This window comes from Vibrio sp. 1978 (assembly GCF_033344345.1).
The window spans coordinates 213,324-225,981 of sequence record NZ_JAWPOP010000005.1 but is presented as its reverse complement, the minus strand read 5'-3'; the positions used below and the strand labels follow the sequence as shown (position 1 = coordinate 225,981).

Annotated in this window: 13 protein-coding genes; 8 read left to right on the top strand and 5 right to left on the bottom strand. The window is 44.3% G+C overall.

Features of this window, described 5'->3' with window-relative positions; all coding sequences use genetic code 11:
- Nucleotides 1–13: 13 nt before the first annotated feature.
- Nucleotides 14–1,717 (bottom strand): FAD-dependent oxidoreductase, encoded by a 1,704-nt coding sequence (locus R8N49_RS07615; RefSeq protein WP_104976080.1) that lies wholly within the window; start codon nt 1,715–1,717, stop codon nt 14–16.
- Between the two features lie 151 nt (nt 1,718–1,868).
- Here R8N49_RS07615 and R8N49_RS07610 point away from each other — a divergent pair, with 151 nt between their 5' ends.
- Genes R8N49_RS07610 through R8N49_RS07600 form a run of 3 tightly spaced genes read left to right on the top strand, consistent with a single transcriptional unit; the run spans nt 1,869 to nt 3,033 of the window.
- A complete protein-coding gene (locus tag R8N49_RS07610) occupies nt 1,869–2,159 on the top strand; it encodes an ArsR/SmtB family transcription factor (protein ID WP_005376206.1) in 291 nt (96 codons plus the stop codon).
- A 5-nt stretch (nt 2,160–2,164) separates the two neighbouring features.
- Nucleotides 2,165–2,578, top strand: a complete 414-nt coding sequence (locus R8N49_RS07605) for a YeeE/YedE family protein (RefSeq protein WP_372058356.1) — start codon at nt 2,165–2,167, stop codon at nt 2,576–2,578.
- Nucleotides 2,579–2,592: 14 nt separating this feature from the next.
- A complete protein-coding gene (locus R8N49_RS07600) occupies nt 2,593–3,033 on the top strand; it encodes a YeeE/YedE family protein (RefSeq protein ID WP_064369247.1) in 441 nt (146 codons plus the stop codon).
- Between the two features lie 36 nt (nt 3,034–3,069).
- On the opposite strand, the gene R8N49_RS07595 is transcribed toward R8N49_RS07600, so the two are convergent.
- Complete coding sequence (locus tag R8N49_RS07595; protein ID WP_064369248.1) at nt 3,070–3,933, bottom strand: endonuclease/exonuclease/phosphatase family protein; 864 nt, start codon at nt 3,931–3,933, stop codon at nt 3,070–3,072.
- Nucleotides 3,934–4,242: 309 nt separating this feature from the next.
- Between R8N49_RS07595 and nrdD the strand changes: the two genes are divergently transcribed.
- On the top strand, nt 4,243–6,363 hold the full coding sequence (nrdD, locus tag R8N49_RS07590; protein WP_138940298.1) for an anaerobic ribonucleoside-triphosphate reductase: 2,121 nt from the start codon (nt 4,243–4,245) through the stop codon (nt 6,361–6,363).
- An 84-nt stretch (nt 6,364–6,447) separates the two neighbouring features.
- Complete coding sequence (gene nrdG / locus R8N49_RS07585) at nt 6,448–6,918, top strand: anaerobic ribonucleoside-triphosphate reductase-activating protein (protein WP_186585275.1); 471 nt, start codon at nt 6,448–6,450, stop codon at nt 6,916–6,918.
- Between the two features lie 84 nt (nt 6,919–7,002).
- On the opposite strand, the gene R8N49_RS07580 is transcribed toward nrdG, so the two are convergent.
- Entirely contained in the window at nt 7,003–8,388 is a 1,386-nt protein-coding gene (locus R8N49_RS07580) for an MATE family efflux transporter (RefSeq protein WP_005388027.1), read from the bottom strand.
- A gap of 120 nt (nt 8,389–8,508) precedes the next feature.
- Here R8N49_RS07580 and R8N49_RS07575 point away from each other — a divergent pair, with 120 nt between their 5' ends.
- The 3 genes from R8N49_RS07575 (at nt 8,509) to R8N49_RS07565 (ending at nt 11,404) form a co-directional block, all read left to right on the top strand.
- Nucleotides 8,509–9,366 carry an AraC family transcriptional regulator gene (locus tag R8N49_RS07575; RefSeq protein WP_025767758.1) on the top strand — a complete coding sequence of 286 codons (858 nt, stop codon included), beginning with the start codon at nt 8,509–8,511 and terminating at the stop codon, nt 9,364–9,366.
- A gap of 155 nt (nt 9,367–9,521) precedes the next feature.
- Nucleotides 9,522–10,709, top strand: a complete 1,188-nt coding sequence (locus R8N49_RS07570; protein WP_213986417.1) for an aromatic amino acid transaminase — start codon at nt 9,522–9,524, stop codon at nt 10,707–10,709.
- Nucleotides 10,710–10,720: 11 nt separating this feature from the next.
- Complete coding sequence (locus tag R8N49_RS07565) at nt 10,721–11,404, top strand: ATP-dependent zinc protease (RefSeq protein WP_005388032.1); 684 nt, start codon at nt 10,721–10,723, stop codon at nt 11,402–11,404.
- 129 nt (nt 11,405–11,533) lie between these two features.
- Here the strand turns inward: R8N49_RS07565 and R8N49_RS07560 are convergent, their stop codons facing one another.
- Complete coding sequence (locus R8N49_RS07560; protein WP_017634623.1) at nt 11,534–12,070, bottom strand: hypothetical protein; 537 nt, start codon at nt 12,068–12,070, stop codon at nt 11,534–11,536.
- Nucleotides 12,071–12,224: 154 nt separating this feature from the next.
- A complete protein-coding gene (locus tag R8N49_RS07555) occupies nt 12,225–12,599 on the bottom strand; it encodes a YgiW/YdeI family stress tolerance OB fold protein (RefSeq protein ID WP_005376220.1) in 375 nt (124 codons plus the stop codon).
- Nucleotides 12,600–12,658: the final 59 nt, after the last annotated feature.

Sequence of the window (12,658 nt, the reverse complement as noted above, 5' to 3'; positions counted from 1 at the left end):
TTTTATTATCAAGTTATAAGCGAGCAAATTTGAGAGTTCTGTATCCACCAATCAAGTTGCGGGCTTTGTAACCATTGTTGACCAGCTGACGGTATGCTACGTTACCGCGTAACCCAACTTGACAGTAAATCACGATCTCTTTGTCTTTAGGAAGTTCGTGCATGCGACGACGTAGTTGATCGACAGGAATATTAATTGCACCTTCAAGATAACCAACGGACTCCAATTCACCAGGATTACGAACATCAAGTAACAGTTGGTCTTCTGTCAGTGAATCCATTTCATCATAATGAATCGCGGTCGCATCGCCTTTGATGATGTTATTTGCCACAAACGCCGCTTGGTTAATTACATCTTTAGCAGAGCCATAAGGTGGCGCGTAAGTGAGCTCGAGGTGTTGCAGTTGCTCTACCGTCATACCAGCACGCTGAGCAACTGCCATTACGTCGATACGTTTATCAACACCGTCTTTACCTACTGCTTGCGCACCTAATATTTTACCTGTTACTGGATCAAACAGCATTTTGAATGACACGGTTTCTGCACCTGGGTAGTAACTCGCGTGACTTGCTGTATGCACATACACTTTTTCATAAGCGATGTTTTCACGTTTCAGCTGTTTCTCGTTTTTACCAGTAGAAGCGACGGCTAAATCAAAAATCTTACAGATCGCCGTGCCTTGCGTACCTTGGTAAGTTTCTTGGCGGCCAAGCATGTTGTCTGCTGCCATTCGGCCTTGACGGTTTGCCGGGCCCGCAAGTGGCACTAGAGTTTGCTCGCCAGTCACAAAGTCTTTCTCTTCTACCGCGTCGCCGACAGCGTAGATCGAAGGATCGCTGGTTTGCATGTATTCATTGGTATAAATACCACCAAGAGCGCCGATTTCTAAGCCAGCTTCTTTCGCTAATTTGGTCTCGGGGCGAACACCAATTGCCATAATCAAAATATCGGTGGTGAGTCTTTCACCGTTGTTTAGTGTTAATTCCAATTCACCTTCTAGATGTTGGTGTTTTTCGCTCTCACCAGAGTCGAAACTTGCCACGTGCTCGTTAGGTACGAATTTCACCGACTCAAGTGCGACGCCAAGTTTAAGGTCGATGCCTTTCTCACGAATTTCAGCATGTGCGAAGCCAGCCATTTCACGGTCAACGGGCGTCATCACTTGATCCGCCATTTCAACTAATGTGGTTTTTATGCCTAGCTGGTGGAAGGCTTCCATCATTTCCAAACCGATAAAACCACCACCAACGACCGTAGCGTGTTCAACTTTGTTGGTTTCGATCGTTTTAATGATGCGATCCATATCTGGAATATTGCGCAGCGAGTGCGTTAACGGGTTATCAATACCCGGAATAGGCGGCACAACTGGACCTGCGCCAGGGCTGAGTAGAAGAAAGTCGTAGCTCTCTTGGTATTCCGAGCCATCAAGCAAATTCTTAACCGTAACCGTTTTGTCTTGACGGTTAATAGAAACCACTTCGTTCATCACACGGACATCAACATTGAAACGCGCTAAAAAGCTCTCAGGCGTTTGAAGAAGCAGTTTGCTGCGCTCTTGGATATCACCACCAATGTGATAGGGTAAGCCACAGTTTGCAAATGACACAAATGGACCGCGTTCAAACATAATGATTTCTGCGTCTTCACTAAGACGACGAGCGCGAGCTGCTGCAGATGCACCGCCAGCAACCCCACCAATAATCACGATTTTGCTCATGGATTTCTCCTGCTGAATGATCGAAAACGCCTACACCTTACTTAAATAAATTAGCTAAGTCTAATGTTATTTAATCTACATTAGCATTGACTTAATAATATTAATTAGTAATATCTAATAAAATGTAATGTAGTAATGAAGAGGCATAAGAATGGGCGACAGTATGCTACAAAGTGCGACCGAAGCGAGTGAGCTGCTTAAAATTATGGCTCATCCAGAGCGCCTAATCGTGATGTGTAAGCTGATTGAGGGCGAGAAAGGGGTCGGTGAACTGTTTGAAGGTTCATCATTAAGCCAATCTGCTTTTTCACAACATCTCACCGTATTGAGAAAGCACGACATTATTAAAGCTAGAAAAGTTTCTCAGCAGGTATTTTATTCAATTTCTGATGAAAGAGTTGGTCCGCTGGTTGAGGCCTTTAAGCAAGTTTTCTGTAAGTAATTAGTTTGGCGGTTGCTATGTTTGAAGTTCCTTGGATGTCGCTGTTGGGCGGCATAATAGTTGGCGTATCAGCGATAACACTGATGCTATTTACTGGCAAGACTGCTGGGATCAGTGGGATCTTAAACGGTGCCGTTGAGAACGCAGATCGCGTTTGGCGCATTGTTTTTTTAATTGCGATGGTATTAGGTGGCGTGTTTGCTGTTTATGTTCTTGGCGGGCATGTACCAGAACAGTACAGCGGTTCTGTTGTTTTAGTTATCGTTGCTGGCTTGTTAGTCGGTGTCGGTACGCGTATCGGCAATGGTTGTACTAGTGGTCATGGCATTTGTGGGATAGGGCGTTTCTCAATCCGTTCTGTGGTCGCGACGTGTACTTTTATGGCCACAGCCATGTTAACCGTCTTGCTAGTATCGTGAGGAATAGTGCCGTTATGAAAACTCATGTAATGAAAAGTATTAAGCAAATGTCCGTTGTTGCATTTTCTGGTGTGCTCTTTGGTATTGGTATGGTGGTCTCTGGTATGGCTGAACCGGCAAAAGTGATTGGCTTTCTCGATATTACTGGAGCATGGGATCCAAGCTTAGCCTTTGTAATGGGCGGAGCACTTGCGGTGTTCGTTCCAGCTTATCTTTTATTAATAAAGCCAAGAAGCGAATCTGTGTTTGGTGATGAGATTGTATGCCCAACTTCTAAAGCGATAGACAAAAAGTTAGTCGGTGGTGCTGTACTGTTTGGTATTGGTTGGGGGTTACTGGGTGTGTGTCCTGGTCCTGCGGTTGCCAGCCTTTTCACTGGCAACACACAAGTTCTGCTCTTTATAGCGGCAATGTTGGCTGGGTCATTCACCGCTAAAAGAGTGGTTCGTCAATAAAGAAAGTACTTCAACGTTAAAAATAGTACTTAAACGCTAAAAAGTGAGTGTCGTAGAAACCGGGCAATGGTCACTCAGTTTATAGTCGAGTACATCTTGTGTTTTGAAAACGGTTTGAACACCAGACGACGCCTTTAAATCACCACTCACAATAATGTGGTCTATCACCGAGCGGAATTGGTGGGTTTTATTCGGATTACGATTAGAACGCACTTTACATTCCGCTTTAGTGTCTTTAGTCACTAGCTTTGCACTAGTATTGTCTGATATCACGTCCCATAACCAATCTCCTTGATAACCCAAGTTGTGGTTAAAGTCGCCAAGCACGACATAATGTTGTTTGTTGTCCTCGCGCGCCTTTATCCACTTAGCTAGTGCCTGTCCTTGTTGTTTCACTATCTTACAATCGCGGTTATTACGATACGCGCCACTGCAACCCGCTTTCAGATGTACAGAGAGTAGGTGAGTCTCGTTTTCTTGGTTTGGATTTAAAACAAGGTAGCTCGCGAAGCGCAGCTTGCTGTTGCCTCGTGTGATAGAGAAGTCTGGCTTGTCTAATACGCTTACGCCATTGCGCACGGCAAAGCCTGTGTATTGGTTGGTGTCGTTAAACTGAAGGTGTCGGTTGGAGGCGTTTGAACGATCGGAAAGATAAATAGTGAAGTCATTGCCAACAGCTTTTTGCATTGCAGCGACGCTTTCGACTTCTTGAAAAGCAAGAATGTCGGCTTGTGTTTTATCCACATAGTGGGTCAGTTTTTCAAAATCTTGTGGTGTTCTCGACACTTTTCCACCATCTATAGATAACCATTCTATGTTCCAACTGGTTAGATTGATGGAGTTTTGAGCAAATGAAAGAGAACTAAAAAGTAATATTAACGTAACAAAAAGTGATCGCATTTTGGCCTGTTGCACTCCTATCTTTTAGCGTATTCCTTTCCATCCTTTATCCTACAAGACCTCCAAAAATAGCAAGTAGATTTAGTACCAATTTTGCAATTTTCATGGTTTTCTTCGCAACTGAGATCAACGCCAATAAGATCGATTTCTTCTTGTTCGCTAGCCAATCTTTATTGATCAAAATCAATGTTTTTGAGTGGTGCTTCTCGTTAAATACGCCACAATATATTGTGTTGCTAGAATAAAAAATAACCCCATATAGTGTGTTTGTGGATAACTCTGTGAGTATGCTCGGGTAAGGAGAACAAGGTGAAACCAATCGTAATCAAACGCGACGGATCAAGAGCTCCGTTCAACAGGGATCGTATCCAAGCAGCAGTTGAAGCAGCAGCGGAAAACAAAGATAAAGATGTCGCTATTTATGCTCTTAATGTGGCTCTTGCTGTCGAGTTACAGTTAAGAGAACACGATGAAGTTCACATCCATGAGATTCAAGACTTAGTCGAAAATGAACTCATGCAAGGTCCTTACAAAGCCCTAGCGCGTTCTTACATTGAATATCGCCACGATCGCGACATCGCTCGTGAGAAGCAAAGTGCACTAACTCGCGAAATCGAAGGTTTGATTGAAGAAAGTAATCTGGATCTAATCAACGAGAACGCGAACAAAGACGGCAAAGTAATTCCGACTCAACGTGACTTGTTGGCTGGTATCGTAGCGAAACACTACGCGAAGACGCACATTCTTCCTCGCGATGTGGTTCAAGCGCACGAAGTGGGTGACATTCACTACCACGATTTAGACTACGCACCGTTCTTCCCAATGTTTAACTGTATGCTTATCGATCTTAAAGGCATGCTGACGCATGGTTTTAAAATGGGTAACGCTGAGATTGATACGCCAAAATCAATTTCGACTGCAACAGCGGTAACAGCACAAATCATTGCTCAAGTCGCGAGCCACATTTACGGCGGTACAACCATCAACCGTATTGATGAGGTTCTAGAACCGTACGTAATCACAAGCTACGAGAAACACCTAGAGATTGCAAAAGAGTGGAACATTGCTGAGCCAGAAGAGTTCGCAAAAGCGCGCACTGAGAAAGAGTGTTACGACGCATTTCAATCTCTAGAATACGAAGTAAACACGCTGCATACAGCGAACGGTCAAACCCCATTCGTTACGTTCGGTTTTGGTCTTGGTACAAGCTGGGCATCACGCCTGATCCAGAAATCGATTCTGAAGAATCGTATTGCAGGTCTAGGCAAGAACCGTAAAACAGCGGTATTCCCTAAACTTGTATTCGGCATCAAAGATGGTTTGAACCACAAATCAGAAGATCCAAACTACGACATCAAGCAACTTGCGCTTGAGTGTGCGTCTAAGCGTATGTACCCAGACATTCTTAACTACGACAAAGTAGTGGAAGTAACCGGTTCATTCAAAACGCCAATGGGTTGCCGTAGCTTCCTTGGTACTTACGAAGAAAACGGTGAGCTGATTCACGAAGGTCGTAACAACCTTGGCGTCGTGAGCTTGAACCTTCCTCGTATCGCTATCCGTGCAAACGGAAGCGAAGAGAAATTCTACGAGCTTCTAAATGACCGCCTACGTCTTGCTCGTAAAGCACTAGAGACACGTATCTCTCGCCTTGAAAACGTGAAAGCACGTGTGGCCCCAATCCTATACATGGAAGGCGCATGTGGTGTTCGCTTGAAAGCAGACGACTCAATCGCAGATATCTTCAAGAACGGTCGTGCGTCTATTTCTCTTGGTTACATCGGTGTACACGAGACAATTAACGCGCTATTCGGTACAGAAGCGCACGTTTATGATGACGCTGTTTTGCGTGAAAAAGCGGTCGCTATCATCAAGCATCTAAAAGATGCTGTGAATCAATGGGCTGACGAAACTGGCTATGGCTTCAGCTTATATGCAACGCCAAGTGAAAACCTATGCAGCCGTTTCTGCCGCATCGATGCAAAAGAGTTCGGTGTGATTGATGGCGTAACAGACAAAGGTTACTACACCAACAGCTTCCACTTGGATGTAGAGAAGAAGGTGAACCCATACGACAAGATCGACTTTGAGATGCCTTATCCAGAAATCTCAAGCGGCGGCTTTATCTGTTACGGCGAGTTCCCGAACATGCAACGCAACGTTGAAGCACTAGAAAACGTATGGGATTACAGTTACACCCGAGTGCCTTACTACGGTACAAACACGCCAATTGATGAGTGTTACGAGTGTGGCTACAACGGCGAGTTTGACTGTACAAGTAAAGGCTTCACTTGCCCAAGCTGTGGCAACCATGATTCAACCAAAGTATCAGTAACACGTCGAGTTTGTGGCTACCTAGGCAGCCCAGATGCACGCCCGTTTAACTTCGGTAAGCAAGAAGAAGTGAAGCGCCGAGTTAAACACCTGTAAGGTTTACTACCACTCGTTTTAACACTTTGAAAATCAACTTTAAACAGGTTGATTTTCTCTTTCGCGATAACACAGAGACGCATTATGAATTATCACCAATACTATCCAATTGACGTTGTTAACGGACCGGGTACGCGCTGCACGCTGTTTGTGTCGGGTTGTGTGCATCAGTGCCGTGGCTGTTATAACCAGTCGACGCAACGTTTGGATTCTGGTGCACTTTTCACGCAAGAAGCGGAAGACAAAATCATCGCTGACTTAAACGACACGCGTATCAAACGCCGTGGCTTGTCGTTGTCGGGTGGAGATCCGCTTCACCCTGCTAATGTGCCTCATATTTTGAAGATAGTGAAAAGGGTGAGAGAGGAGTGCCCAGGTAAAGACATTTGGGTTTGGACTGGCTACACGCTGACGGAACTGAATGACGCGCAAAGGGAAGTGGTGCAATACATCGATGTTTTGATTGATGGTAAGTTTGAACAAGACAAGAAAGACCTCAATCTCGAATGGCGTGGCAGTTCAAACCAAATCATTCATCGCTTTACGGACATCTAATCAAGCATTCTCCGCACATAAAAAGGGCTCACGCGTGCATAACGGGTGAGCCCTTTTGGTGTGAGTTCGTTAATGTCTTTTTGGTTACGCCGTCACCGATTGGTCATCTTCAACCATATTATTTATCCAACGTTTAGATTGAATACGGTAAGTCGTCAGTACGCCTTTCACTAACTCTTCCGCGAGCAGAGACATCAAGACAAAATGCAAAGGCAGCCCTAACACCATGCCTGTGTAATAAGTAAGGGGGATGCCAATAGCCCACTGACCGAACGTGTCGATGAAAATGCTATAGCGAATATCAGCGCCACTCTTTAGTACGCCGCCAATCCCAACCATGTTAAACACCCTCAAAATCATACCTAGCGCCATGACTAAACATACGTTAAGTGCCATGTCTGCATCGGTTAACGGGCTCAGTACCAATAGGTGATGAATCATGGGCGAGCTCAACCACACTAGGAAAAACAGCAAGGTGGCTAAGATTGCGCTGGTTAACACATACCACCACGCCGTTTTCTCGACTCGGTCATAATGTTTTGCACCAATATCATTCCCAAGAAGAACGGATGCAGCGACCGCAAATCCCATAAAGGTTGAAATCAGTACCCCTTCAATCGGTGATAAGAATGAGATGATCGCCAGTTCTGAAACGCCCAATTGACCATAGATGATGCTGTAAACGATCAATCCACCAGTCCAAAGCGCATCGTGGACCAACATGGGTAAAGAAACCTTAAAGTACTTTTTTCGATACTGTTTTAAGCGGCCTTGTACCCAATCGAACTTAGTCGGAATTAGGTAAGCATATCGTTTGTAGAAAAAATAAATCAAGACGGCGGTTTGGAAAAATCGAGAAACAAAACTACCTACGGCTGCACCAAATACGCCCCATTGAGGGAAACCAAATAAACCAAAAATCAAAACATAATTAAGCGCGACGTTAACGACAATGGCGGAGATACTAACGTTGGTTGCCAGTTTGGTTTGGCCCACGGAGCGCAATACCGCTTCAATCGGTACTACTATCGCCGTAGCAATGAGGCTAAAGCCCGTAACCACAAGATAATCACGTGCATAAGTGACGTATTCAGGATCGTCTGACATAAAAGAGACGATCTCTTCATCAAAAATCGCATAAAGAACGATAAACGGCAGCGTCACCAAAATGGAAATAAACCAAGATTGCGCCAACGTTCTGCGAATTCCGGCTAGGTTTCCTGAGCCGTAGTATTGCGAAGCAAGTACGGTAACTGCACCGCACAGGCCAAAGACAACCGCTAGGTTGAAGAAAAAGATACGATTTCCAACTCCAACTGCTGCCGTTGCAGATTCTCCGAGTAGGCTTACCATGAAAATATCCACGACGCCGAGCAAAGCAAAAAGCATGGACTGAAGTGAAACAGGTAGGCCAATCGTAATCAGCTTTTGCCAAAATGCTTTATCGATGTATTCGCGTGTTAAGAGCATCGCATTTCTCCTTAAAGATTAATGCGAGTAGTTTATCCTCATGATTTGGCGGTGTATTTTTCAAAGGAATCCAAAACCTTTGTAAAACTCTCTACTAACGCACATGTGAGCCAATAAATCATGGAAGATAAACAAGAACGCTACGCGATTTCAGAAAAAACTTATCAAGAGTTTATTGATCACAGTCGAGTATTAGCACTTGAGGAGAGAGGCATTGTGCAGTGCGGCATTGCCACTTGTCGTGACTTCTTCTCTGTTTATCGTAAAAACCAAAAGAAACACATGCTGCTCTATACGGTGCGTGGTAAAGGGTGGCTAGAGAGTGGGACTTATCGATACGATTTGGAACCGGGCTCGTTGATTACAGTACCCGCAGGTGTTGAAAACGGTTTTGGTATAGAAGAAGAACCTTGGCAGATCGCGTGGCTTTTTCTTGCTCCTGATAGAGAGTGGCCGATATTAGAATGCGATGTTCGCTACCAGCTTTCATCTACACCTGAAGTGATGTATGCATGTATCCAAACGTTACTACGCAGCATTAACCTTCCAATCGATTATGGTGGTGCGGTAGGTGAGCATAGTGTGGCTCAGTTAGAGCTGATGTTAAACATGCCGCCCTCAGAGTCGATATCACGCAGCCAATTGAGGCTTCGGCGTGTATTTGACCTTGTCCAACGTCAGCTCCATAAGGATTGGAGCGTTGAGCAGGTGGCGGCTCTATATCCATGTTCGGAGCCTCATTTGCATCGACTGACTCAAAAGCAGTTTGGTCGAAGCCCAATGGCACATTTAACGCGTATGCGCATGGAATATGCTGCTAGGTTACTTCGTTCAACAGAATGGCCAATTCAGCATATTGGAGAAATAGTCGGATATCCGACCAGCGCTAACTTTAGTACACGTTTTAAAGCGTGGTCGACCATGACACCAAGAGAGTTTAGAAAAAACGGTAGAGTGGATTGGTACAACGAGGAGTGAATCGTTCTTTTTCTGAACGATAGAGCGCACAAAACTCACCGCAATCCAGAATTTTGTTCTCTAATTGATGAAATAAGTGAAAAATCATTTCGTCATTTTTTGCGATGGTGTTAACGTGAGGTTCGGTACTTGAATTTCAAAGGGTTATGACTTTCATGTTTTCTAATCTCCCAACTCCCGTATTAGATCCTATTTTATCTCTATCCGTTGCATACCGTAACGATGAACGTCCAAACAAGGTTGATCTTGGCATTGGCGTATACAAAAACAGCGCAGGCGAAACGCCGATTATGAAAGCCATTCAAATGGCGCAGGATGTCGTTGTTGAAACTCAAAAAACCAAGTCTTATGTTGGTCTTGCAGGTTGCGAAGAATTTAATAAAAGCATGATCGATTTGCTACTGACGGGAACGTCTGCAATGGATCGTGTTGCAGCTATTCAAACGCCAGGTGCAAGTGGTGCGCTGCGTATGCTCGGTGATCTAATGAAGATCGCACAGCCAGATACGACGGTTTGGATTTCCAACCCAAGCTACGTAAACCACAAGCCAGTGATGGAAGCAGCAGGCCTTAAAGTTAAGTTCTACCACTATTTCTCTTCGGAAACGAAACAAGTAGACACCGAAAAAATGATGGATGATCTTGCGAAAGCTGGGCCTTCAGATGTGGTACTTCTTCATGGTTGTTGCCACAACCCAACTGGTGCGGATATTGACTTCTCTGCTTGGCAAGCCATTACAGAATTGTCGCAGAAGAACGGTTTCATCCCATTTGTGGACATTGCTTACCAAGGCTTCGGTGATGGCCTAGAAGAAGACGTAAAAGGCCTTCGTTTTATGGCAGATAACGTTGAAGAGATGTTGATTACTACTTCATGTTCGAAGAACTTTGGTCTGTACCGTGAACGAACTGGTGCAGCGATTGTGGTTGGTAAGAACATGCATGATGTAACCAATGCAAAAGGTAAACTCCTCACTCTAGCTCGCTCGACTTACACGATGCCACCCGACCATGGTGCAGCTTTAGTTAAGACCATTCTGCAAGATGACAATCTCACTTCCGTTTGGAAGCAAGAATTGAGTGAAATGCAACATCGTTTGGTTAGCCTTCGTCAAAGTTTGTGTAACGAGTTGAGAAACAACCATAATACAGATCAATTTGATTTCATTGAGGGTCACAAAGGCATGTTTACTGTGCTAGGCTTTAGTGGAAACCAAATGGCGCAACTGCGTGAAGATTATGGCATTTATGGTGTTGGCGATGGTCGAATTAACATTGCCGGACTTACCGAAACTCATATTCCATACGTAGCGGACGCAATTAAGAAAGTATCTCAAGCTTAATTGGAGTGTGGATGAAAAACTGGAAACTGATTCTGCCGCTTATGATGAGCGGCAGTTTAATTGCTTGTACGTCAACTCAAACGACGCAGGAACCTGTTGAGCCAGAGTCGCCAAAGGTCGAAGAGCCCGTTAAAGTCGAGCCAGAAGTGAAACCTGATGTAGATCCAAAGCCAGAGGTGGAGCCCAAACCAGAAGCGAAACCTGAGAAAAAGCCGGAACCAAAGCCTAAGAAGCCAGTCAAGGTCACAAAAACACCCGATGGCATGTTAATTCTTGGTTCTGAAGAATGGGTTTATGTTCCTGAAATTGACCAGACTTTCAAGGCTAGAGTCGATACAGGTGCGACAACATCATCAATTAGTGCGACTGACATTGTTCCGTTTGAGCGTGATGGTAAAGACTGGGTTAAATTTAAGATAGATTTAGGTGACAAAGACACCAAAGAATTTAAAGTACCCGTTGAGCGCTGGGCTAAAGTTAAGCAGTCTTCGTCAGAAGAGGTGGATAAACGAGCGGTGGTAAAAGCCTACATTACCGTTGGGGATCACAAAGAAAAGACAGAGTTTACGTTAGCGGATCGCGGACATATGACGTTTCCAATTTTGCTTGGTCGAAGCTTTTTTAGAGATATCGCCGTTGTAGATGTATCGAAAAAATATGTGCAAGATAAACCTAAAAAAACCGCTAAAAACTGATGTATTACAGCTAGTTTCTGCTACAAGCTAATGATTCGTGATTAACAAAAAATGGCCTCCAAAATTGGAGGCCATTTTTATTGAATCATATGCTTGCTTGTGATGCCCTGGTAGTCATAGTCATGTCCACTAAAATGCAAAACGAGCAGACATTACAATTTGCTGGCCATAGACACCATTATTTTTGAAATCTGCACCAAGCGATAGTTGCTGAGTTGAGTGGAATCGTGCGCCCAGATTGTAAATGGTGTTCGAATCGTCATTATCTATGATTTGGCCGATACGGCCATGTAGCTCAACATTTTGCATAAACCAAATACGAGTGCCAATATTCACTTCCGTGCGCCACTCGTCGCCCACTTTATCACTGCCGTTCTCTTTAATGTTGTGTACCAACATTTGGCCATAAATATCTGCAAATTGGCCTGCTGGCCCATTAAAGCCTATACCACCAGCAATGTCCCAGTCTCCGCTGAATTCACTGTCTGCGCGAGCAATGAAATGGGTATTCTCTGTAAAGTAGGTATTGAACTCGCCACCAAATGTACCAGGGCTAGTGCCCATGCGAAATTCCATCGTGTTGTAGTTGAAATTATTTGCGTGTGCGGAAAGTGGCAAAATAGCACACAAACCAAAGGCTGCAACCTTTAGAGCTTTACCTAGCATGGTGTCTCCGGGCAAGATGATTAAAATGAACAAAAAAATGGTCTGCAAAAAGCAGACCAAGATTGATAAAGCTATCATTTTAAGTGCTTGCCGTCACTATTTAGCTGTAATCGTCACTACATCATGTTGATATGCACAGCAATCGGGGTTTGTTTTACATGACCACGAGTTGTTCGACTTCAATCTCTGGTTTGTTCCCGCCTTCAAATTCGCCAAACAGACGGACTTTAGTCGTGTGATCAATCGGAGTATTTAGCTGAATATCGTCATCGAGTTCGACCATCACTTCACCGGAACCATCGCTAAAGACAAACTTATCCGCGCGAACTTGACGCAATAAGTTACCTTCAACGACCACATCTTTTTCAGTAAACATATTGGAGTCGTTTAGCAAGGCATCCAATTTTTCCACAGTGACAGGACCGTTAAACTGCAAGTTTGATTGGTTTTGAGCGTTATCTTTCGCGAACGCGATAGAAGGAGCAATAGCTAAGGCGGCGATTGTTGCGATAATTGTATTCTTTTTCATGTTACATCCTCATCGGTTTGTTTTGATGGGGTCATTAAAACAGGGCTTGTTTGAACCAA

What these genes read in the sequence shown, in the direction of transcription:
- R8N49_RS07615 (WP_104976080.1), bottom strand. Translation starts at nt 1,717, where the DNA reads ATGAGCAAAATCGTGATTATTGGTGGGGTTGCTGGCGGTGCATCTGCA.
- R8N49_RS07610 (WP_005376206.1), top strand. Translation starts at nt 1,869, where the DNA reads ATGGGCGACAGTATGCTACAAAGTGCGACCGAAGCGAGTGAGCTGCTT.
- R8N49_RS07600 (WP_064369247.1), top strand. Translation starts at nt 2,593, where the DNA reads ATGAAAACTCATGTAATGAAAAGTATTAAGCAAATGTCCGTTGTTGCA.
- R8N49_RS07595 (WP_064369248.1), bottom strand. Translation starts at nt 3,933, where the DNA reads ATGCGATCACTTTTTGTTACGTTAATATTACTTTTTAGTTCTCTTTCA.
- nrdG (WP_186585275.1), top strand. Translation starts at nt 6,448, where the DNA reads ATGAATTATCACCAATACTATCCAATTGACGTTGTTAACGGACCGGGT.
- R8N49_RS07580 (WP_005388027.1), bottom strand. Translation starts at nt 8,388, where the DNA reads ATGCTCTTAACACGCGAATACATCGATAAAGCATTTTGGCAAAAGCTG.
- R8N49_RS07575 (WP_025767758.1), top strand. Translation starts at nt 8,509, where the DNA reads ATGGAAGATAAACAAGAACGCTACGCGATTTCAGAAAAAACTTATCAA.
- R8N49_RS07570 (WP_213986417.1), top strand. Translation starts at nt 9,522, where the DNA reads ATGTTTTCTAATCTCCCAACTCCCGTATTAGATCCTATTTTATCTCTA.
- R8N49_RS07565 (WP_005388032.1), top strand. Translation starts at nt 10,721, where the DNA reads ATGAAAAACTGGAAACTGATTCTGCCGCTTATGATGAGCGGCAGTTTA.
- R8N49_RS07560 (WP_017634623.1), bottom strand. Translation starts at nt 12,070, where the DNA reads ATGCTAGGTAAAGCTCTAAAGGTTGCAGCCTTTGGTTTGTGTGCTATT.
- R8N49_RS07555 (WP_005376220.1), bottom strand. Translation starts at nt 12,599, where the DNA reads ATGAAAAAGAATACAATTATCGCAACAATCGCCGCCTTAGCTATTGCT.